Source organism: Lonsdalea britannica (assembly GCF_003515985.1).
Taxonomy (GTDB): domain Bacteria; phylum Pseudomonadota; class Gammaproteobacteria; order Enterobacterales; family Enterobacteriaceae; genus Lonsdalea; species Lonsdalea britannica.
Genome location: NZ_CP023009.1, coordinates 760,698 through 780,088 on the forward strand (window position 1 = coordinate 760,698; position 19,391 = coordinate 780,088).

Annotated in this window: 20 protein-coding genes and 1 pseudogene; 7 read left to right on the plus strand and 14 right to left on the minus strand. The window is 55.9% G+C overall.

All coding sequences use genetic code 11. The features are described from left to right. Positions 1-91 precede the first annotated feature (91 nt). Positions 92-310, plus strand: a complete 219-nt coding sequence (locus tag CKQ53_RS03635; RefSeq protein WP_085652587.1) for a SlyX family protein — start codon at positions 92-94, stop codon at positions 308-310. A 9-nt stretch (positions 311-319) separates the two neighbouring features. Here CKQ53_RS03635 and qhpR read toward each other — a convergent pair whose 3' ends face one another. After that, a complete protein-coding gene (qhpR, locus tag CKQ53_RS03640) occupies positions 320-1,363 on the minus strand; it encodes an AraC-like transcriptional regulator QhpR (protein WP_085652588.1) in 1,044 nt (347 codons plus the stop codon). Between the two features lie 227 nt (positions 1,364-1,590). Beyond that, on the minus strand, positions 1,591-2,589 hold the full coding sequence (locus tag CKQ53_RS03645; RefSeq protein ID WP_085652589.1) for a phosphotransferase enzyme family protein: 999 nt from the start codon (positions 2,587-2,589) through the stop codon (positions 1,591-1,593). A 309-nt stretch (positions 2,590-2,898) separates the two neighbouring features. Here CKQ53_RS03645 and eat point away from each other — a divergent pair, with 309 nt between their 5' ends. After that, on the plus strand, positions 2,899-4,266 hold the full coding sequence (eat, locus tag CKQ53_RS03650; RefSeq protein WP_094118613.1) for an ethanolamine permease: 1,368 nt from the start codon (positions 2,899-2,901) through the stop codon (positions 4,264-4,266). A 91-nt stretch (positions 4,267-4,357) separates the two neighbouring features. Here eat and slyD read toward each other — a convergent pair whose 3' ends face one another. From slyD to kefG, 4 genes are all read right to left on the minus strand, one after another. After that, entirely contained in the window at positions 4,358-4,936 is a 579-nt protein-coding gene (gene slyD / locus CKQ53_RS03655) for a peptidylprolyl isomerase (protein ID WP_094118614.1), read from the minus strand. A 94-nt stretch (positions 4,937-5,030) separates the two neighbouring features. Then, positions 5,031-5,231: a YheV family putative zinc ribbon protein gene (locus tag CKQ53_RS03660; protein ID WP_085652592.1), complete on the minus strand. Its 201-nt coding sequence runs from the start codon at positions 5,229-5,231 to the stop codon at positions 5,031-5,033. A gap of 47 nt (positions 5,232-5,278) precedes the next feature. After that, complete coding sequence (kefB, locus tag CKQ53_RS03665; RefSeq protein ID WP_085652593.1) at positions 5,279-7,090, minus strand: glutathione-regulated potassium-efflux system protein KefB; 1,812 nt, start codon at positions 7,088-7,090, stop codon at positions 5,279-5,281. 2 nt (positions 7,091-7,092) lie between these two features. Further along, positions 7,093-7,644, minus strand: a complete 552-nt coding sequence (gene kefG / locus CKQ53_RS03670; protein ID WP_085652594.1) for a glutathione-regulated potassium-efflux system ancillary protein KefG — start codon at positions 7,642-7,644, stop codon at positions 7,093-7,095. Positions 7,645-7,771: 127 nt separating this feature from the next. Between kefG and CKQ53_RS03675 the strand changes: the two genes are divergently transcribed. Next, positions 7,772-9,676, plus strand: a complete 1,905-nt coding sequence (locus tag CKQ53_RS03675; RefSeq protein ID WP_094118615.1) for an ABC transporter ATP-binding protein — start codon at positions 7,772-7,774, stop codon at positions 9,674-9,676. A 39-nt stretch (positions 9,677-9,715) separates the two neighbouring features. Here the strand turns inward: CKQ53_RS03675 and CKQ53_RS03680 are convergent. Beyond that, positions 9,716-10,320 (minus strand): annotated as a pseudogene (locus tag CKQ53_RS03680) (LysE family translocator). Between the two features lie 109 nt (positions 10,321-10,429). Between CKQ53_RS03680 and CKQ53_RS03685 the strand changes: the two are divergent. The 3 genes from CKQ53_RS03685 to CKQ53_RS03695 all read left to right on the plus strand — a co-directional run bounded on the left by CKQ53_RS03685 (position 10,430) and on the right by CKQ53_RS03695 (position 12,621). After that, positions 10,430-11,395, plus strand: coding sequence for a hydrolase (locus CKQ53_RS03685; protein ID WP_085652597.1), 966 nt, complete (start codon positions 10,430-10,432; stop codon positions 11,393-11,395). A gap of 1 nt (position 11,396) precedes the next feature. Further along, on the plus strand, positions 11,397-11,627 hold the full coding sequence (locus CKQ53_RS03690; protein WP_094118616.1) for a YheU family protein: 231 nt from the start codon (positions 11,397-11,399) through the stop codon (positions 11,625-11,627). 124 nt (positions 11,628-11,751) lie between these two features. Continuing rightward, positions 11,752-12,621, plus strand: a complete 870-nt coding sequence (locus tag CKQ53_RS03695) for a phosphoribulokinase (RefSeq protein ID WP_085652599.1) — start codon at positions 11,752-11,754, stop codon at positions 12,619-12,621. Positions 12,622-12,657: 36 nt separating this feature from the next. Here the strand turns inward: CKQ53_RS03695 and CKQ53_RS03700 are convergent, their stop codons facing one another. Beyond that, positions 12,658-13,065, minus strand: a complete 408-nt coding sequence (locus CKQ53_RS03700) for an OsmC family protein (RefSeq protein WP_094118617.1) — start codon at positions 13,063-13,065, stop codon at positions 12,658-12,660. Between the two features lie 322 nt (positions 13,066-13,387). Between CKQ53_RS03700 and crp the strand changes: the two genes are divergently transcribed. Next, the gene (crp, locus tag CKQ53_RS03705; protein WP_026741314.1) at positions 13,388-14,020 is read left to right on the plus strand and encodes a cAMP-activated global transcriptional regulator CRP; all 633 of its coding nucleotides are present in this window, start codon (positions 13,388-13,390) and stop codon (positions 14,018-14,020) included. Positions 14,021-14,083: 63 nt separating this feature from the next. On the opposite strand, the gene argD is transcribed toward crp, so the two are convergent. From argD to rpe, 6 genes are all read right to left on the minus strand, one after another. Continuing rightward, entirely contained in the window at positions 14,084-15,304 is a 1,221-nt protein-coding gene (argD, locus tag CKQ53_RS03710; protein ID WP_118894656.1) for a bifunctional acetylornithine/succinyldiaminopimelate transaminase, read from the minus strand. Positions 15,305-15,420: 116 nt separating this feature from the next. Then, the gene (locus tag CKQ53_RS03715; RefSeq protein ID WP_094118618.1) at positions 15,421-16,002 is read right to left on the minus strand and encodes an aminodeoxychorismate synthase component II; all 582 of its coding nucleotides are present in this window, start codon (positions 16,000-16,002) and stop codon (positions 15,421-15,423) included. Between the two features lie 162 nt (positions 16,003-16,164). Continuing rightward, on the minus strand, positions 16,165-16,734 hold the full coding sequence (ppiA, locus tag CKQ53_RS03720) for a peptidylprolyl isomerase A (protein ID WP_094118619.1): 570 nt from the start codon (positions 16,732-16,734) through the stop codon (positions 16,165-16,167). A 225-nt stretch (positions 16,735-16,959) separates the two neighbouring features. After that, on the minus strand, positions 16,960-17,964 hold the full coding sequence (gene trpS, locus CKQ53_RS03725; RefSeq protein ID WP_094118620.1) for a tryptophan--tRNA ligase: 1,005 nt from the start codon (positions 17,962-17,964) through the stop codon (positions 16,960-16,962). After that, complete coding sequence (locus CKQ53_RS03730; protein WP_094118621.1) at positions 17,961-18,665, minus strand: phosphoglycolate phosphatase; 705 nt, start codon at positions 18,663-18,665, stop codon at positions 17,961-17,963. The genes trpS and CKQ53_RS03730 overlap by 4 nt, the downstream gene beginning before the upstream one ends. After that, positions 18,658-19,335 carry a ribulose-phosphate 3-epimerase gene (gene rpe, locus CKQ53_RS03735; RefSeq protein ID WP_094118622.1) on the minus strand — a complete coding sequence of 226 codons (678 nt, stop codon included), beginning with the start codon at positions 19,333-19,335 and terminating at the stop codon, positions 18,658-18,660. The genes CKQ53_RS03730 and rpe overlap by 8 nt, the downstream gene beginning before the upstream one ends. Positions 19,336-19,391: the final 56 nt, after the last annotated feature.

Here is a 19,391-nt window from a genome sequence, read left to right on the forward strand (position 1 = left end):
GCGCTTATTGCGCCCTACTCCGACCATTTTTACTACCAGAAGTTTCCGCTTTCTGACAAACTCTACCGCTGTCCGTCTGGGAGGAAGTCACATGTCGCAGCAATTACTCGAACAGCGCCTTGAACTGCTGGAAAGCCGCATCGCATTTCAGGAGATAACAATTGAGGAGCTGAACCAAACCGTGGTCCAGCATGAACTGGAAATGGCCAAGGTGCGTGAACAGCTGCACCTGTTGGTCGATAAACTGAAAGCGACGGCGCCGTCTCTGATTGCCTCGCAATCTGAAGAAACACCGCCGCCGCACTACTGAAAAGCCGGGCTAAGCCTTACGCCACTGTCGCGGACTGATGCCGAACCAACGGCGAAATGCCCGTGAAAACGCACTCACCTCCGAGTACCCCAGTAAAAAAGCCATTTCAGAAATTGAGAGCTGTCGCTGCTGCAAATAGTGCGTCGCCATTTCGCAGCGCACCTTTTCCACCAGCTGAGTGAAATTGATCCCCGCATCTTTTAACCTCCGCTGCAGCGACCAGCTCGACAAACCGATATTTTCCGCCACCTCTTCCAAAGAAGGTTCTCCCTGCGAAAGCACCTGGCGCAGCTGGGCGCGCGCCATATCCACCACGCTCTGCTGCTGCACGTCGCTGTTCAACTGCCGCAGGGAGTCTTGCACCACCAGCAACAGCAACGGATCGTGATCCGGCATGGCTTTGAGCAAATCGCGCTTGGGGATCAACAGCGAGTTGAATGGCTGATCGAAGTAGACCGGGGCATCAAACACTTTGCAGTGCTCGTGCCACTGTTCCGGACGAGGATGCTCGAAATGCACCTCTCGCGGCGCCCAATGCTTGCCAGCGGCATGGCGCACAAGGTTCAAAATCATCCCCAGCGTCAGCTCGGCGTCCTGACGGCAGTGCAGGATCGCGCCATGACGCACCTGATAGTCGAAACGCCAGCAATCGCCCTTATCAACCAGACGAATCAGCGTATCGTGCTGATGAAATGGAAAAGCATGGGCTACGTTATGCAATGCCTGCTCGAGGGTGGCACTGCATAACCCAACATAGCCTATCAACCCAAGCGCCTGGGGCTTGAACTGCCTGCCGTAATGCAGACCAAAATTGGTGCAGTCGGAGTAACGCGCGGCCTCTTCCAATACACGACAATAGTTGACTAATCCCACGCTGAGCGTCGGACAGGCCAGCAGCTCGGGATCGATACCGCTGATGCCAAGAATACGATCGGCATCGCCACCATTGTCTCCGATGAATTGCCCTAACCCCGAGGCCGCAGCTGCCAGCACACCGCGGTGACCGAGCGGAATCCCCGCAGGCGAAGGAAGCCGAAATGACGGTGTTCCCATAATTTCTCCCTCAGTGATGCAAGACGCCAAATCGAAGAGAAAAAGCAATTTCCATACCAGCGAAGGACAAAGACTGACGTCATCAGACAGACGTCAGGTAAAACAGCGGGATAACGTTGGGGATAAAAGAGTACGGCGGTGGACACTGGCGCAATGATGGAAGACAAGGCACTGCCGCAGCACAGCAGTGCCTTGAGATGGTGCAAATAGCCTCAGGAAAACGCGGATTAGGCGCCCACCGGCAGCCCACCGTCCAGATAACGCTGGCACAGCCTGACGGTGTCTGGGCACCAGCGTTCCCCCATGCTTTTAGCCTGTTCCGTCTGCTGATGCGAACCGATCCAAGCCGTCATCTGAATCCGGCGTTGTGCGATCAAAGCAGGAATGACCGCCAGGTCGGCCTCGCTGAGGGGGCAAATCTGTTGATAGCCCGTCAACCAGCCTTCAACCCATTCCGACGCGCGCGGGTGATGCTCGACAAAACTGATGGCCGCCGCGAGATCGTGCAAATACCAGCCCATACCGCAGTCGTCAAAATCGATCACCCGGGTTTCCCCGCGAAACAGCAGTAGATTGGTCAAACGCAGATCCGCGTGGATCAATCCATAGCGCTGCGACGATTTACCGTAGTCGGCCAGCGTCGCCCTGACCCGCTCAATTGCGGCTTCGATAACCGGGTGGTCGGACGGAGAAAGGGAGGGCGCATCCTGCCAGCGCCCCCAATGCGCCTCCGGGCCAACCATCGTTTCATGATCCCACACGATGCGGCGAAAACCGGAAGGCGGCTGCCAACTACGGCTGTGCTGATGCAGACGGGCGGTAATCCTGCCCAATTGCTCAAAGGCCGCCCCGTCCACATCGGTCGTCGGCATCTCGCCTTCTATCCAGTGAAAGACCACGACGTTTCGCTCCACGCCGTCATCCAACGACACGGTTTGTACCGTTTCGCCATCGTGTCCTACCAACGGTTCCGGCACGATGATGCCTTCCTGACGCAGTGCCGCCAGCCAGCTGAGTTCGCCGTTAATGTCGTCGCGATGATGATAGCCGGGCCGATGAATGCGCATGGCGTAGCGCTTACCGCCGGCATCCAGTCGATAGGTCGCATTTTCGGAACGGCACAGCAGCGTCAGCGTTCCCTGCAGATCGGCGGGGTAGTGACCCATCGCCCGCTCCGCCAACAGGCTCATCGTGATGTCGTCCAGCGTATCGTATTGTTCTGCCATCGTAAGATCTCATCAAAGGAAGTGGCTTACAGGCTTTCAGCATGTAATGACCGCCATTCCGATGCTTGACGCAAAGGCAGTAAAAGTTGACCGCAGACGACAACATGCCCTCTTTCCTCTCCTTCGTTGACTCCAGAACGCAAAAAACACCTCGTTAGTGTCAAGTATCCCCACCCATAACAGCGTCATCATCGATGCGTATGCAGCCCCATCGCAGAAACGGGCTTCAGGCTTCAGGCTCCATAACCAGCTGTTATGCCTATAAAAACGAGGTTGGTTTTTATCCATATTTTAGAGGGGAAGAACGTCATGACAATGCAGTTGAAGCCCACGCTGGGGACCCTTCATCTTTGGGGGATCGCCGTCGGTCTGGTCATTTCCGGGGAATATTTTGGCTGGAGCTATGGCTGGGGCGTCGCAGGCACGCTCGGCTTTTTGGTCACCACGCTGATGATCGCCGCCATGTACACCTGTTTTATCTTCAGCTTTACCGAGCTGACGACCGCCATACCTCACGCGGGCGGTCCTTTCGCCTACAGTCGCCGTGCCTTCGGCGAAACCGGTGGACTGATCGCCGGTATGGCGACGCTGATTGAATTCGTTTTTGCGCCCCCGGCTATCTCGATGGCGATCGGCGCCTATCTGAACGTACAGTTTCCCAATCTGGACCCGCGCTATGCCGCAACGGGCGCCTATCTGGTGTTTATGGGGCTGAACATTCTGGGGGTGAAACTCGCCGCCATGTTTGAACTCTGCGTCACCCTGCTGGCGGTATTCGAACTGCTGGTCTTTATGGGCGTCGTCGCCCCCGGCTTCAGCATCAGCCACTTTGTCGCCAACGGTTGGGCAGGCAGCGACAGCTTCGGCCTGCCTGCGCTATCCGGCATCTTCGCGGCCATCCCCTTCGCCATCTGGTTCTTCCTGGCGATAGAGGGCGCGGCGATGGCGGCGGAGGAAGCCAAAGATCCCAAACGGACCATCCCTAAAGCCTACATCACCGGCATTATGACGCTGGTGATCCTGGCGCTGGGCGTGATGTTGCTCGCGGGCGGCGTGGGCGACTGGCGGACGCTTTCCAATATTAACGACCCGTTGCCGCAGGCGATGAAAGCCGTGGTGGGCGCCAATTCCGGGTGGATGCACATGCTGGTGTGGATCGGTCTGTTCGGGCTGATTGCCAGCTTCCACGGCATCATTCTCGGCTACTCCCGGCAGTTCTTCGCCCTGGCCAGAGCGGGCTACCTGCCGACCGGATTGGCCAAACTGTCCCGCTTTAGGACGCCCCATCGCGCGATCCTCACCGGCGGCGTTATCGGGATCGCCGCGATTTTTAGCGACAGCTGGATCAACCTGCAGGGAATGAGTCTCACCGCCGCGATGATTACGATGGCCGTCTTCGGAGCTATTGTGATGTACATCATGAGCATGCTGAGCCTGTTCCGGCTGCGTCGCACCGCGCCAGAGCTAGAACGAACCTACCTGGCGCCCGGCTATCCGATCATACCGGGGTTCGCCTTGGTGCTGGCCTGTCTGTGCTTATTGGCGATGCTGTGGTTCAACCCACTGATCGGCGCCCTTTTCATCGCGCTGATGGTCGCAGCCTATCTCTACTTCCTGCTCACTAAAGCCCAGCGCTTCAATGCGCCGCAGGATGAGATGCTGATGGGAAAAGAGTAAGCCCCCAGCCTCACCGCCATCAAAAACATCAGACGTAAAAAAACCCGGCCTGCATGACGCAGCGCCGGGTTTTTTTAGGGTGAAGCCGCCCTTAGTGCTGGCAGCCGCATCCACCGTGACCGCCGCAACCACCGTTACCGTGGTCATGGTCGTGATCGTGGCCGTGACCGCCGCAGCAACCGTCGTGGTCATGTTCGTGGTCGTGTTCGCCATGAACGTGACCGTGCTCCAGCTCTTCCGCTGTCGCTTCACGAATCGCGACGACTTCGACGTTGAAGCTCAGGTTCTGGCCCGCCAGCATGTGGTTACCATCAACCACGACGTGTTCGTCCTGCACTTCAGTAATTTCGACAGGAACCGGACCCTGGTCGGTTTCAGCCAGGAAACGCATGCCGACCTGCAGCTCGTCCACACCCATGAAGACATCTTTCGGTACGCGCTGTACCAGATTTTCGTCATAGTTGCCGTAAGCCTCATTCGGGCCTACTTTAATATCGAAATGTTCGCCGACCGCACGTCCGTCCAGCGCTTTTTCCAGGCCGGAAATCAGCGAGCCGCGACCGTGCAGATAGTCCAGCGGTGCACTCACCGGAGACTCATCAACCAATACACCGTCTTCTGTACGTACCTGATAGGCCAGGCTGACCACCAGGTCTTTTGCTACTTTCATGATATCTCCTACCGTTGGAAATCGCTTTGGCGCAAATTGTAGCTGAAAAACATCCCCATGTACTGCACGGAATCAAAAATCGCTACCACGCTTATTAAGGGTGAAACATGCCAATAATGTGCTCATCCTGACGCTCCGCACCCTGCTGCGTTGCCTCAGGACGGCTCTGCCGATAACCGCATTTGACGCAGACAACGACTTCCTCGACATCTTCCATCCCGACCGTCAGGGTATCCTGCGTATGACACTGAGGGCAAACCGCACCGGCAATAAACCGCTTTCGTGGTGTCGACATGATGTTTTTCCGTCCAATCCGTCTGCAATGGCGACATTCGCCAGCAGTTAGGTTTCGTCCCAATCGTCCAGACGCCGACGCTCATGCTGCATCTCACGCTGGAAGATATCTTCCAATTCACGCCGGGCCTCTTTAACACGCGAAATCTGCGCGCCCTCGCCTTCGGCCTGGCGCTCCGGCATCAGCTCGCGCAGCATACGCATATCCAGGCGGCGGAAATGCTGTTGCGAACGGTGAGCCTGATGGGGATGCATTCCCAGAGAGACCAGCGTTTTCCGCCCCAGCTCCAACGCACTGGAAAACGTTTCGCGGGAAAACTGCGTCACGCCTGACTGCAACAGCTCATGCGCTTCCACACGACCGCGGGCGCGCGCCAGTATCTCCAGATGCGGAAAATGCTGCTGGCACAGATGCACAATGGACATCGTATCTTCGGGGTCGTTGCAGGTAATCACTATCGACTGCGCCTGCTCAGCGCCCGCCGAACGGAGTAAATCCACCGACGTGGCGTCGCCGTAATACACCTTATAACCGTAGCTTCTCATCAGGCTGACCGCACTGATGTCTCGTTCAAGTACGGTAATCCGCATTTTGTTCGCCATCAGCAGTCGCCCAATCACCTGACCGAAGCGGCCAAAGCCCACGACGATCACCTGCGGCTCATCATCTTCCACATAGTGCTTCTCCGTCGACTCCTCCGGCGCGTTGTAGCGGCGCGCCAGAATACGGTCGATCAGCTGCATCAGTAGCGGCGTGACCATCATCGACAGGGTGACGGTGACCAGCAGCAGCGGCAGTTGATCGCCCTGCAGCACATGCTGAGTCGCCGCAGCGGAAAACAGCACAAAGGCGAACTCGCCGCCCTGGCTAAGCACGCCGGAGAACTGCAACCGTTCCGACGAACGTAATCCATAGATCCGCGCCAGCACGTAGAGAATCAAGCCTTTGACGGACACCAGAATGACAACGCCCAGCAAAACTTCGACGATGTTGGCGTACAGGACGCCGAGATTAAGCGCCATCCCCACTGAAATGAAAAATAGCCCCAGCAGCAGCCCTTTGAACGGCTCAATAGAGATTTCCAACTCATGACGATATTCGCTTTCCGCCAGCAACACGCCAGCGATAAAGGTACCGAGCGCCATCGACAGTCCCAGCGCTTCCATAAACAGCGCGGAGCCAAGCACCAACAGCAGCGCCGCGGCGGTAAACACTTCGCTTACGCCGGAGGCGGCTATAAACCGGAACAACGGACGCACCAGATAACGCCCGCCGATCAGCATTCCGCCAAACGCCAATACCTTCATGGCGACTTGCTGCCAGTCATCAATCTGTCCTTGAACGCCCGACAGAATAGGGATCAACGCCAACGCGGGAATGACCGCCAAATCCTGAAACAGCAAAACGGAAAAACCAAGTTGGCCGGATTCGTTGCGATTCATCCCTTTTTCGCGCATCAGCTGCAACGCCATCGCCGTGGATGACATCGCCAACCCGATCCCGCCAATCAAGGCCGACTGCCAGGAGAACTGGCTCATGAACAATACGCCGCCCAGTATCGCGGCGCTCAGCAGTACCTGAGCCGCGCCGATGCCGAAAATGGATCGCCGCAGCTTCCACAATTTGGAAGGATTCAGTTCAAGCCCGATGATAAACATCAGGAACACAACGCCCAGCTCAGAGAAATGCAGAATGGCGGAAACGTCGCGAATAAAGCCCAGTCCCCAAGGACCGATAGCGATACCGGCCAGCAAATAGCCCAGCACCGCGCCAATACCCAGACGCGCAGCGATAGGCACCGCCAGTACGGTGACGAATAAAAACAGAACACCCGCGCCCAGGGTGGAAGCGCTATCCATATTCAGAGCCCTCCCTCAGACAAAGGCGACGCCAGCCAATCCCCGTAGTGATGGGCGTGTTCGCGCAACGCGTCGCGCGACATCCGGCGCGCGTTGTAAATCACCAGCGGCTTCATCCAGCGCATATGGCACATGGTCGCCGTCATCTCGAAAGGCCTCAGCACATCATCCATAAACGAATGCCGGCGTCCCTCCGAGGTATAACGCGATTCCGGCTCGCCGGTCGTCACCACGCTGCGCCAGTATTTGCCCGACAGGGCATTGCCGCCGGCGCCGTTGGCGAAGCCCCGGCTCAGTACGCGGTCCAGCCACTCTTTCAGCAATGCTGGGCAGCTATAGGTATAAAGCGGATGTTGAAACACGATGATTTGATGCTCTCGCAGTAACTGTTGTTCATGGTGAATATCGATAAAAAAATCAGGATAGTGCGCGTACAAATCATGTACCGTCACATGTTCCAAGCCCCGAGCGGATTGCAATAACAGCTTATTCGCGACCGAGTCCTGTAATTCCGGATGGGCAAACAGCAGCAAAATCTTGGGTGGCTGCGACATCATTCCCCTCCAAAGCGTCGTCATCGTAGATATTTTCCGCTACCATGCAGCGCAGCGGGGATTTCCAGGACGCTGACGCCCTGAAACTTGATCCATAATTTAACATATTCTTATTACTTGGCGCTTTATGATTGTCTTCTCCTCTTTACAAATTCGACGTGGTACGCGGGTACTGCTGGATAACGCCACAGCGACCGTCAATCCGGGTCAGAAAGTCGGTCTGGTCGGTAAAAACGGCTGCGGAAAATCGACGCTGCTGTCCCTGCTGAAAGGAGAAATCAGCGCTGACGGCGGCAATGCCACTTTCCCTCAGCACTGGTCCCTTGCTTGGGTCAATCAGGAAACGCCTGCGCTGGAGCGTCCTGCAATAGAGTATGTGATAGACGGCGACCGCGAATTTCGCCAGCTCGAAAGCGATTTGGCGCAGGCCAACGAACGCAACGACGGCAATGCCATCGCGACCGTACACGGCAAGTTGGATGCGATCCTCGCCTGGTCGATCCAGTCTCGCGCCGCCAGTCTGCTGAACGGACTGGGATTCAGTCAGGAACAGCTGCAACAGCCTGTCAGCGCCTTTTCCGGCGGCTGGCGTATGCGCCTCAACCTGGCGCAGGCCCTGCTTTGTCGCTCCGATCTTCTGCTGCTGGACGAACCGACTAACCATTTGGATCTCGACGCGGTCATCTGGCTGGAAAAATGGCTCAAGAACTATCCCGGCACGCTGGTGCTGATTTCCCATGACCGGGATTTTCTTGATCCTATTGTTAACAAGATTTTGCATATCGAGCAGGAGTCCCTGTTCGAATACACCGGCAACTACACCTCGTTCGAACAGCAGCGCGCAACACGACTTTCTCAGCAGCAGTCGCTGTATGAACATCAGCAGGAACGCGTCGCGCATTTGCAGCATTACATTGACCGTTTCCGCGCCAAGGCGACAAAAGCCAAGCAGGCGCAGAGCCGTATCAAAATGCTGGAAAAAATGGAGCTGATTGCGCCAGCGCATGTCGATAATCCGTTCCGTTTCAGTTTCCGCGCGCCGCAGGCGTTGCCCAATCCATTATTGCGGATGGAGAAAGTGAGCGCAGGTTACGGCGACAAGCTGATTCTGGAATCCATCAAGCTCAATTTGGTGCCCGGTTCCCGCATCGGCCTTCTCGGCCACAACGGTGCCGGTAAATCGACCCTGATCAAACTGCTGGCGGGGGAGCTACACCCGCAGAGCGGCGAAGTCGGGCTAGCGAAAGGCGTTCGACTGGGGTACTTCGCTCAGCATCAGCTGGAGTACCTGCGAGCCGACGAGTCGCCGTTACAGCATCTGACCCGGTTGGCCGAACAGGAAACCGAGCAGCAGCTGCGTGACTATCTGGGCGGCTTCGGGTTCGGTGCCGACAAGGTGGTAGAGCCGACCGAACGCTTCTCGGGCGGTGAGAAAGCGCGACTGGTGCTGGCGTTAATCGTCTGGCAGCGGCCTAACCTGCTGCTGCTCGATGAACCGACTAACCACCTCGATCTGGATATGCGTCAGGCGCTGACCGAAGCCTTGATCGACTTCGAAGGCGCGTTGGTCGTCGTCTCGCACGATCGCCATCTGATTCGTTCCACGACAGACGATCTGTATCTGGTTCACGATCGCCGGGTTGAGCCGTTCGACGGCGATCTGGAGGATTATCAACAGTGGTTGCTGGATGCGCAGAAACAGGACGCCAGCGAATCGACACCGGCGAAAGAGAGCGCTGGCAACAGCGCTCAGGCCAGAAAAGACCAGAAACGACGCGAAGCCGAGTTGCGCACCCAAACCCAGCCGCTGCGTAAGCAGATCACCAAGCTGGAGCAACAAATGGAGAAGCTGAATACCACGCTGGCCGAGCTGGAAAACCGACTGGCGGATACGGCGATTTATGAAGCCAGCCGCAAAGCGGAGCTGACGACCTGTCTGCAAGAGCAAATCGCGGTCAAAGGCGAACTGGAAGAAACGGAAATGAGTTGGCTGGACGCGCAGGAGCAGCTCGAGCAGATGTTGCAATCCTGATGACGCCGGGCGGGCGTGATGTCAGCCCAGGCGTTTCGCTTAATGCCAGATCATGAGTACGCAGGCGGCGGTCAGCAGCCCCATGAACAGGTTGAAGATCCGCCACGCCCGGCGGCTGCGCAGCATTTTACCGATCACCGTGCCAAACCCCAGCCAGACTATCCCAGCGACCAGATTCACGCTGAACATGGCGATGCTGATAGCGATGACGGAACCCACGTATTCCCCCCGGAGAGGCTGAAACCGGCGACGGCGCCCAGCGCCATCAGCCAGGCCTTTGGGTTCAGAAATTGCAGCAATCCGCCCTGGTAAAGGGGCATCGGTCGCGGCGGCGCCGTTTGCGTGTCGAGCTCTTCGTAGCGAGCGCTGGCGATTTTAAACGCCAACCACAGCAGATAGACGCTACCCAAAATTTTGAGCGCGAGGTGCAGCGAAGGATAGAGTAGAATCAGGCTCCCCAAACCCAGCGCGACCAGCAGCAGTACACTTTGCATCCCGATCATGATGCCGACCATCAGCGACATGGAGCGGAGAAAACCAAAATTAGCAGCGGAAGCGGTGAGTAGCATATTATTGGGGCCTGGGGTAATCGCTGCAACCCACAGGAAGCCAAGCATGGAAAGAAACAGATTGAAGTGCGCCATGTAATTGAAAAGGCCTTCTAACAAACGAAATTTGCAGTTCTTCAACCTAGCAGCGTGATGTCGCCGGTACAAGCTTTTGACTATGAATATTCATCCCACGACTAGCCAGATGTTTCGTCCCCTGGCCGGTATGTACAACCCCCATTTGCAAACTTTGCTTCCCCGTCTGTTACGGCGACGCGCGCTGCTCAAGCCACTCTGGCAGACGCTGGAACTGCCGGACGGCGATTTTCTCGATCTGGCCTGGAGCGAAGATCCCATGCTGGCCCGCCATAAACCGCGGGTGGTGCTGTTCCACGGACTGGAAGGCAGCTTCTATAGTCCGTATGCGCACGGTCTGGTGGCGGCCTGCCACCAACGGGGCTGGCTGGCTGTCGTCATGCATTTTCGCGGCTGCGGCGGCACGCCTAATCGCACGCCCCAGATGTATCACTCCGGAGAGACCGAAGATGCCCGCTATTTCTTGCGCTGGCTGAAGTCGACTTACGGCGATGCGCCGACCGCCGCCATCGGCGTCTCGCTGGGCGGCAACATGCTGGCCTGCCTGCTGGGTCAGCAGACGGACGAGCCGTTGCTTGACGCGGCGACCGTGGTGTCCGCGCCGCTGATGCTGGAGCCTTGCTGTCGTCATATCGAAAAAGGCTTTTCACGCTTCTATCAGCACTATCTGCTGCGGCTGTTGAAACGCAACGCCATCCGCAAACTGGCGGCCTATCCGGATACGCTGCCGGTTCACCTGCATCAGTTAAGAAAGATTCGGGGACTGCGGGAGTTCGATAACATCATCACCGCGCGCATTCATGGCTTTACCGACGCCAATGACTATTATGAGCGTTGCAGCGCCCTCCCCCTGCTGCCGAACGTCCGTACGCCACTGTTGATTATCCACGCCAAGGACGATCCGTTCATGACGCAGGATGTGATCCCTGCGGCCACATCGTTGCCGCCTAGTGTGGAGTATCAACTGACGGATTACGGCGGGCACGTCGGCTTCGTGGGCGGCTCGTTATTAAAACCCAAACTGTGGCTGGAGCAGCGCATTCCCGACTGGCTCACCCCACATCTGGAGCGATAAGGTGATTATTCCCTGGAAAGAACTCGCGGCGGATACGCTGGAGAATCTGATTGAGTCCTTCGTGCTGCGCGAAGGTACTGACTATGGCGAGCACGAGCGCACGCTGGAACAAAAGGTGGCGGATGTCCGCCGCCAGCTGGAAAGCGGCGAAGTGGTGCTGGTCTGGTCCGAACTGCATGAAACGGTCAACCTCATGCCGCGCACTCAGTTCAAGGCCGGACACGATTCATAACGCCGTACCTCGCGCTGCCCATGCAAAAATGGCGTGGCGCATCGGCGCAAACAGGGTAACAATGAAGGTCAAATCCCCGGCGCTTCCTGCAGGGTTTTACCGTCAATTGCGGAGTTGCAGCACGATGTCGCATCCACACCCTATTATTGCCGTGACCGGCTCAAGCGGCGCCGGAACGACCACCACCAGTCTGGCGTTCCGAAAAATTTTTCAGCAGTTGAAAATCCGCGCGGCTGAACTCGAAGGCGACAGCTTTCACCGCTACACCCGTCCGGAAATGGACATGGCTATCCGCAAAGCCCGAGATCTGGGGCGCCACATTAGTTACTTTGGGCCGGAGGCGAACGATTTCACCCTGCTGGAACAGGTATTCGCCGACTATGGCAGCAAGGGGTCCGGGCAAACCCGCAAGTACCTGCATACCTACGACGAAGCCATTCCTTACAATCAGGTTCCCGGCACATTTACGCCCTGGGAAGCCATGCCTGATCCGACGGATGTGTTGTTCTATGAGGGCTTGCACGGCGGCGTCGTCACCGAGCAACACAACGTGGCTCGCCATGTTGATTTACTGGTGGGCGTCGTACCTATCGTGAATCTTGAGTGGATACAGAAGCTGTACCGCGACGTCAACGAACGCGGACACTCGCGCGATGCGGTCATGGACTCCGTCGTGCGCTCGATGGAAGATTACATCACCTATATCACGCCGCAGTTTTCCCGCACGCACATCAATTTCCAGCGGGTGCCGACCGTCGATACGTCGAACCCCTTCGCCGCAAAAGCAATCCCATCGCTGGATGAAAGTTTGGTGGTCATTCATTTCCAGCGCCTGGAGAATATCGACTTCCCCTATCTGCTCGCCATGCTACAGGGGTCGTATATCTCTCATATCAATACGCTGGTGGTGCCCGGAGGCAAAATGGGGCTGGCGATGGAATTGATCATGATGCCGCTGGTGCAGCGGCTGCTGGAAGGCAAGACGATCACATGAGATCGCCCCCCTACGGCCTGAACGGCCGCAGGCTGTTTAATCGAGAGTAATGACTTCGTGACTGTGCGTGATCGTCACCGACGCGCCCAGCATCAGCGCCACCGAGCAGTACTTGTCTGCCGACAGGGATACCGCACGCGACACGGCCTGCTCGGTCAGCCCTTTTCCGGTCACGATGAAATGCAGGTTAATGGCAGTAAACAGTCTGGGCGCTTCCTGTCTGCGCTCGGAGGTCAGACGCACTTCGCAATCCGCCACATCGTGACGCCCTTTTTGCAGAATAGACACGACGTCAACCGAGCTGCAACCTCCCGCCGACATCAACAGCACTTCCATCGGACTCGGCGCTTTATCGCCCGCGTTGCCATCCATAATAATCTGGTGGCCCGAAGCGGATTCACCGATAAACGTTAACCCTTCTACCCATTTCATCCGCGCTTGCATAGCCTTTCACTCCCACTCAACTTTTTTTGAAATTTTATCGCGCTTATGTAGAAAATGCCTGCATATCAAGGCGTAATCATGCTGAAGCGAGACAACACAAGACAGTCCTCTCAACCTGTGTTACAAACAGAGGCAGTATCCGGTGCGTTCTGCGCAATGCTGAAAACAGCAGTTTGCAGCGTCACCTGACAGAGAGGTTTCAGTCAATTCCCTGACATATTCCGTCTAACGGAATTTGAATTATAACTAGAGTTATCATGCCTTACAGGGAACTCTGAGCCCTGTGATTTACGTAGTGAATTACAACAGAGGATAACAGCGAATGGTTCTCGGCAAACCGCAAACAGACCCGACTCTTGAATGGTTCCTTTCTCATTGTCATATTCACAAGTACCCCTCAAAGAGTACGCTGATTCACCAAGGTGAAAAAGCAGAAACGCTTTACTACATCGTAAAGGGTTCCGTTGCCGTATTGATCAAAGATGAAGAAGGGAAAGAGATGATTCTTTCCTATCTGAATCAAGGGGATTTCATCGGGGAGCTAGGCTTGTTCGAAGAGGATCAGGAGCGCAGCGCATGGGTACGAGCCAAAAGTGCCTGCGAAGTTGCCGAGATTTCCTATAAAAAATTCCGCCAGCTGATTCAGGTCAATCCCGATATTCTGATGCGTCTGTCGTCTCAGATCGCGCGTCGCCTTCAGGTCACCTCGCAGAAAGTGGGCAACCTGGCGTTTCTCGACGTGACCGGCCGCATTGCACAAACGCTGCTGAACCTCGCCAAACAGCCTGATGCCATGACGCACCCAGACGGGATGCAGATTAAAATCACCCGTCAGGAAATCGGTCAGATCGTAGGATGCTCCCGCGAAACCGTGGGTCGGATTCTGAAGATGCTGGAAGATCAGGAGCTGATTTCAGCGCACGGTAAAACCATCGTGGTCTTCGGTACGCGCTAATCTCAACTCCTCGATTCATGAACAGCGCGCAACGCGCTGTTCACTCTTCGTCTAAAAATACTATTAACCGTTGACCACCTGTGCGACCGCTTTCGCAAACAGCGCCATCCCTTCATCAATATCGTCCAGTTCAATCACCAGCGACGGCACAAAGCGAATAACATCAGGGCCTGCGACCAGGATCATCACGCCCAGCTCGGCGGCGGCCGTCAGAAAATCTCGCGCCCGTCCATGCCATTGGGGTTTCAACTGGGCGCCTAACAAGAGGCCCATACCGCGAACGCCGTCGAAGATATCGAACTGCTGATTGATGGCATCAAGGGCGGAAATAAAGCGATCGTGTCTGGCGGAGACGCCTGACAACACTGCGGGGGTATTGATCACATCCAGCGCCGCTTCCGCCACCGCACAGGCCAGAGGGTTTCCGCCGTAGGTGGTGCCATGCGTCCCGACCTTCATGACAGAAGCGACGTCCTCGGTGGTCAGCATCGCGCTGATGGGGAATCCGCCGCCCAACGCTTTGGCGGTGGTCAGAATGTCAGGCGTCACACCATAGTGCATATAGGTGAACAGCTCGCCGGTTCGTCCCATGCCACACTGCACTTCATCAAACACCAACAGCGCCTGATTTTGATCGCACAGTTCACGCACGCCCTCCATAAATTCCTGCGTGGCTGGCAGCACGCCGCCTTCGCCCTGCACCGGCTCCAACACGACGGCACAGGTGTGATCGTCAATCACCGCCTTGACCGCATCCAAATCGTTGAACGGCACATGAATGATATCGGCGGGCTTTGGCCCGAATCCATCGGCGTACTTCGGCTGGCCACCTACCGACACGGTAAACAACGTGCGGCCATGAAAGGCCTGATGAAAGGCGATAATCTTGGTTTTATAGGGGCTGAAACGTTCGATGGCGTAATGACGCGCCAGTTTGAAGGCGGCTTCGTTGGCTTCCGCGCCTGAGTTGGCGAAAAACACGCGTTCGGCGAACGTCGCGGCGATCAGTTTGCTCGCCAGTCGCAACGCTGGTTCGTTGGTGAAAACGTTGCTGGTATGCCACAGCGTTTCGCCCTGAGTTTTAAGGGCATTTACCAGCGCAGGATGGCAATGACCCAACGCTGTAACGGCAATACCTCCGGAAAAATCGATGTATTCCTTACCCTGCTGATCCCATACCCGGCTGCCTTTCCCCTTCACCGGAACAAACTGTGCCGGCGCATAAACAGGAAGGATTACCTTATCGTATGTATCACGCGTCACCGCGGTTTTATCTATTGCCATCTGCTGCCCCGCTTTTACGATTTCATGTCTACAGTGAAAATATAGTCATCGAATATGCATAAAAAATCAAACTCAGGCAATCATTAATCTGTGTGGAAATCAAATAAGCGCCGAATTCATTTTCCGTGCAAAAAATTACTCAACAGCTGATGCCCCTGCTGACTCAGAATACTTTCCGGGTGGAACTGCACGCCTTCCAGAGGGAGGTTAAGATGTCGTATCCCCATGATTTCGTTCATTTTCCCTGCGCCATCTTCTGTCCAGGCGGTGATCTCAAAGCAATCAGGTAACGACGCGCTTTCGACTACCAGAGAGTGATAGCGTGTGACCGTCAGCGGCTGCGCCAAACCGGTGAAAACGCCAATGTCACGATGCCGGATAGGCGAGGTCTTCCCGTGCATGACTTCGCGCGCACGCACAACCTGAGCGCCGAAGGCCTGTCCCAACGCCTGATGCCCCAGACAGACGCCCAGAATCGGCAACTGACCGGCAAAATGTCGAATGGCCTGCAGCGAGATGCCCGCTTCGTTCGGCGTACAGGGGCCCGGCGATATCACCAAATGCTGCGGCGACAGACGCTCAATCGCGTCGAGACTCAGCTCATCATTACGCTTGACCACAACCTCTTCGCCCAGCTCGCAAAAATACTGGTACAGGTTGTAGGTAAAGGAGTCGTAGTTATCAATGATCAGTAACATTCATCACTCTGAAACTGGCTGGCGATCACTTAGAAAACAATCTGTTATCGCGAAGAAAGAGGATTGAGACGGGATAAGACAGTCAGACATTCTCCCGACGAATCCACGCCGGGAGCACGCTGTAAACAGCCAGGCAAACAGCGCCTAAACTGACTACCTGAACTATTTGATGATTTTGGCGGACTGGATGACGATCGGTTTGATGGGCACGTTCTGGTATGGCCCGACGTTCTCCGTCTGCACCTGAGAAATCTTATCCGCTACATCCATGCCCTTCACGACCTTCCCGAAGACGGCATAACCGAAATCGCGCTGGCCGTGATCCAGAAATGCATTATCCGCTACGTTGAGGAAGAACTGGCTGGTCGCACTGTCTTTCTCGCTGGTACGCGCCATCGAGATGGTGCCACGCAGATTACGCAATCCATTGTCAGCTTCGTTTTTAATCGGCGGCTGGGTCGCCTTCTGTTTCAGGTCGCTGGTAAATCCGCCCCCCTGAGCCATAAATCCCGGGATGACGCGATGGAAAATGGTGCCGTTATAGAAACCGCTATCGACATAACTCACAAAATTTTTCACTGACTCTGGCGCTTTTTGATCGTCCAGCGCCAATTCGATGTTGCCGGCCGTCGTGGTAAGCAACACATGCGTTGACGCGGTTGCAGCAAATGCAGGCAAGAACGCAGACAAAGTAAATACGGTCGCTATCGTTGCCAATATACGTTTTGACATGAAGAATTCCTTTTAGGGGCCAACTACAGAAAGCGTATCGATTGTAAATAGCCGCCTGCCTGCGCGCTACCGATTTACCTTTTTTTACGCAGGATTGAGAAACGCGCTCGCCGATGGAGCGCTTTACTCGCGGCGATATCAAGATCGCTGACCTGAAACGAAAAAGACGAGCCACTGGCTCGTCTTCACATATCGCGAATATCCGCCCTACGGGCGTTCTACAGCTTATGGACGAGAAACGAAACCAATGGCGTCATAAACCTTATTCAGCGTCTGACTGGCGCGCGCACGGGCCTTCTCGGCGCCATCGCGCATAACCTGCTGCAAATAAGCTTCATCATTACGGAAGCGATGATAACGCTCTTGCAATTCGCCCAGCATGCCGGATACCGCTTCCGCCACGGCGCCTTTCAGGTGACCATACATCTGGCCTTCAAATTCCTGCTCCAGCTGAGGGATTGTTTTCCCGGTAACACCAGAGAGGATATCGAGCAGGTTCGACACGCCCGGTTTGTTGGCGATGTCATAACGCACCACCGGCGGCTCATCCGAGTCGGTCACCGCACGTTTGATTTTTTTGGTCACAGCTTTCGGATCTTCCAGCAGACCAATCACGTTGTTGCGGTTATCGTCCGACTTGGACATTTTTTTGGTCGGTTCCAGCAGAGACATCACGCGAGCACCCGACTTCGGAATAAACGGTTCTGGCACTTTAAACGTATCGCCATACAGCGTGTTGAAGCGCTGTGCGATATCGCGGCTCAGCTCCAGGTGCTGTTTCTGGTCTTCGCCTACCGGCACCTGATTCGTCTGATACAGCAGGATATCCGCCGCCATCAGTACCGGATAACCGAACAGGCCAGCGTTAATGTTTTCCGCGTAACGAGCGGATTTGTCTTTGAACTGGGTCATACGGCTCAGTTCGCCGAAATAGGTGTAGCAGTTCAGCGCCCACGCCAGCTGGGTATGCTCCGGCACATGCGACTGAACGAAGATGGTGCTTTTCTCAGGGTCGATGCCGCAGGCCAGGTAAAGAGCCAGCGTGTCCAGCGTCGCTTTTCTCAGCTGTTCCGCATCCTGACGAACCGTGATGGCATGCAGATCCACGATGCAATAGATGCAGTCGTAATCATCTTGCATATGAACCCACTGACGTAACGCACCCATGTAGTTGCCAATGGTCAACTCGCCAGACGGCTGCGCGCCGCTAAATACAATGGGCTTACTCATGCTAATGCTTCCTGATTATCTGAAATGGACGGTCCGACAAGGGACAAGAGATCCGCAAAGCGATCCAACACCACACTCGGGTGGCTCAGGGCTATCGCTTCGCCATAGTTATAGCCATAGGTCATGCCAACGCTCGGGCAACCGGCAGCCTGTGCGGCTTGTATATCATTGCGCGAATCGCCGACGAACAGCAACTCGTTTGCACGCAGGCCCAACTTTCCCAACACCAGATAGAGCGGCGCGGGATGGGGCTTCTTGCTCGGGACGTCATCGCCGCCCAGCACTAACGTAAAGTAGGCATCGATCCCAAGTGAACGTAGCAACGGCGCTACGAAAGGGGTCGGTTTATTCGTTACCAGAGCCATAGGTACGTTGCGAGCGGCCAACGCGTGCAGCGTATCTTTAACTCCGGCATACAGCTGGCTGCCAGCATCTACCGTTTCCGCGTAGGCGATGTCGAACTGTTTACGCGCGGACTGCATCCGCTCAGGCGAAGGATCAACGTTGGCCCAGCGCAGCGCTCGTTCGATGACTTTGTCGGCGCCGTTGCCGATCCAGGTCGTCAGTAAAGCTTCGCCCGGCTCAGGTAGCCCTTGAGACTGCATCGCTCTGTCCAACGCCTGAGACAGTCCCGGCGCGCTATTAACCAGCGTGCCATCCAGGTCGAAAGCCAGCCCGCGCACAGTATTGAATTCAGCCATGGGACACCTTCGCCAACTCCTGGCGCATACTCTCGATCACCGCCTGATAGTCAGGCTGATTGAAAATCGCCGACCCCGCCACAAACATATCCGCTCCGGCGGCGGCGATCTCAGCGATATTGTCCACTTTGACGCCGCCGTCGACTTCCAAACGAATATCGTATCCGCTGTCATCGATGAGCTTGCGCACCTGACGCAGTTTGGTGAGCGTGGAGGGAATGAATGATTGGCCGCCGAAGCCAGGGTTGACCGACATCAGCAGAATGATGTCCAGCTTATCCATGACGTAATCCAGACAACTCAATGGCGTCGCCGGGTTCAGCACCAGTCCTGCGCGGCAACCGTGATCTTTAATCAGTTGCAGCGATCGATCCACGTGCTCTGAGGCTTCTGGATGAAAGGTGATGTAGCTGGCGCCGGCGTCGGCAAAGTCCGGGATCAGGCGATCGACCGGCTTAACCATCAGGTGTACGTCAATCGGGGCGGTAATGCCGTAATTTCGCAGCGCCTTGAGCACCATCGGTCCCATCGTCAGGTTGGGAACATAATGATTATCCATGACGTCAAAGTGGACGACGTCGGCGCCCGCCGTCAGCGCGTTAGCGGTGTCCTCTCCCAGCCGGGCAAAATCAGCCGACAATATAGACGGGGCGATTAAAAACGGTTTCATTCGCTTCTCCAAACCATCAAGTCTGCATATTGCTGCCGAAGCCACTTCGGGTTCAA

What these genes read in the sequence shown, in the direction of transcription:
- CKQ53_RS03635 (WP_085652587.1), top strand. Translation starts at nt 92, where the DNA reads ATGTCGCAGCAATTACTCGAACAGCGCCTTGAACTGCTGGAAAGCCGC.
- qhpR (WP_085652588.1), bottom strand. Translation starts at nt 1,363, where the DNA reads ATGGGAACACCGTCATTTCGGCTTCCTTCGCCTGCGGGGATTCCGCTC.
- CKQ53_RS03645 (WP_085652589.1), bottom strand. Translation starts at nt 2,589, where the DNA reads ATGGCAGAACAATACGATACGCTGGACGACATCACGATGAGCCTGTTG.
- eat (WP_094118613.1), top strand. Translation starts at nt 2,899, where the DNA reads ATGACAATGCAGTTGAAGCCCACGCTGGGGACCCTTCATCTTTGGGGG.
- slyD (WP_094118614.1), bottom strand. Translation starts at nt 4,936, where the DNA reads ATGAAAGTAGCAAAAGACCTGGTGGTCAGCCTGGCCTATCAGGTACGT.
- CKQ53_RS03660 (WP_085652592.1), bottom strand. Translation starts at nt 5,231, where the DNA reads ATGTCGACACCACGAAAGCGGTTTATTGCCGGTGCGGTTTGCCCTCAG.
- kefB (WP_085652593.1), bottom strand. Translation starts at nt 7,090, where the DNA reads ATGGATAGCGCTTCCACCCTGGGCGCGGGTGTTCTGTTTTTATTCGTC.
- kefG (WP_085652594.1), bottom strand. Translation starts at nt 7,644, where the DNA reads ATGTCGCAGCCACCCAAGATTTTGCTGCTGTTTGCCCATCCGGAATTA.
- CKQ53_RS03675 (WP_094118615.1), top strand. Translation starts at nt 7,772, where the DNA reads ATGATTGTCTTCTCCTCTTTACAAATTCGACGTGGTACGCGGGTACTG.
- CKQ53_RS03685 (WP_085652597.1), top strand. Translation starts at nt 10,430, where the DNA reads ATGTTTCGTCCCCTGGCCGGTATGTACAACCCCCATTTGCAAACTTTG.
- CKQ53_RS03695 (WP_085652599.1), top strand. Translation starts at nt 11,752, where the DNA reads ATGTCGCATCCACACCCTATTATTGCCGTGACCGGCTCAAGCGGCGCC.
- CKQ53_RS03700 (WP_094118617.1), bottom strand. Translation starts at nt 13,065, where the DNA reads ATGCAAGCGCGGATGAAATGGGTAGAAGGGTTAACGTTTATCGGTGAA.
- crp (WP_026741314.1), top strand. Translation starts at nt 13,388, where the DNA reads ATGGTTCTCGGCAAACCGCAAACAGACCCGACTCTTGAATGGTTCCTT.
- argD (WP_118894656.1), bottom strand. Translation starts at nt 15,304, where the DNA reads ATGGCAATAGATAAAACCGCGGTGACGCGTGATACATACGATAAGGTA.
- CKQ53_RS03715 (WP_094118618.1), bottom strand. Translation starts at nt 16,002, where the DNA reads ATGTTACTGATCATTGATAACTACGACTCCTTTACCTACAACCTGTAC.
- ppiA (WP_094118619.1), bottom strand. Translation starts at nt 16,734, where the DNA reads ATGTCAAAACGTATATTGGCAACGATAGCGACCGTATTTACTTTGTCT.
- trpS (WP_094118620.1), bottom strand. Translation starts at nt 17,964, where the DNA reads ATGAGTAAGCCCATTGTATTTAGCGGCGCGCAGCCGTCTGGCGAGTTG.
- CKQ53_RS03730 (WP_094118621.1), bottom strand. Translation starts at nt 18,665, where the DNA reads ATGGCTGAATTCAATACTGTGCGCGGGCTGGCTTTCGACCTGGATGGC.
- rpe (WP_094118622.1), bottom strand. Translation starts at nt 19,335, where the DNA reads ATGAAACCGTTTTTAATCGCCCCGTCTATATTGTCGGCTGATTTTGCC.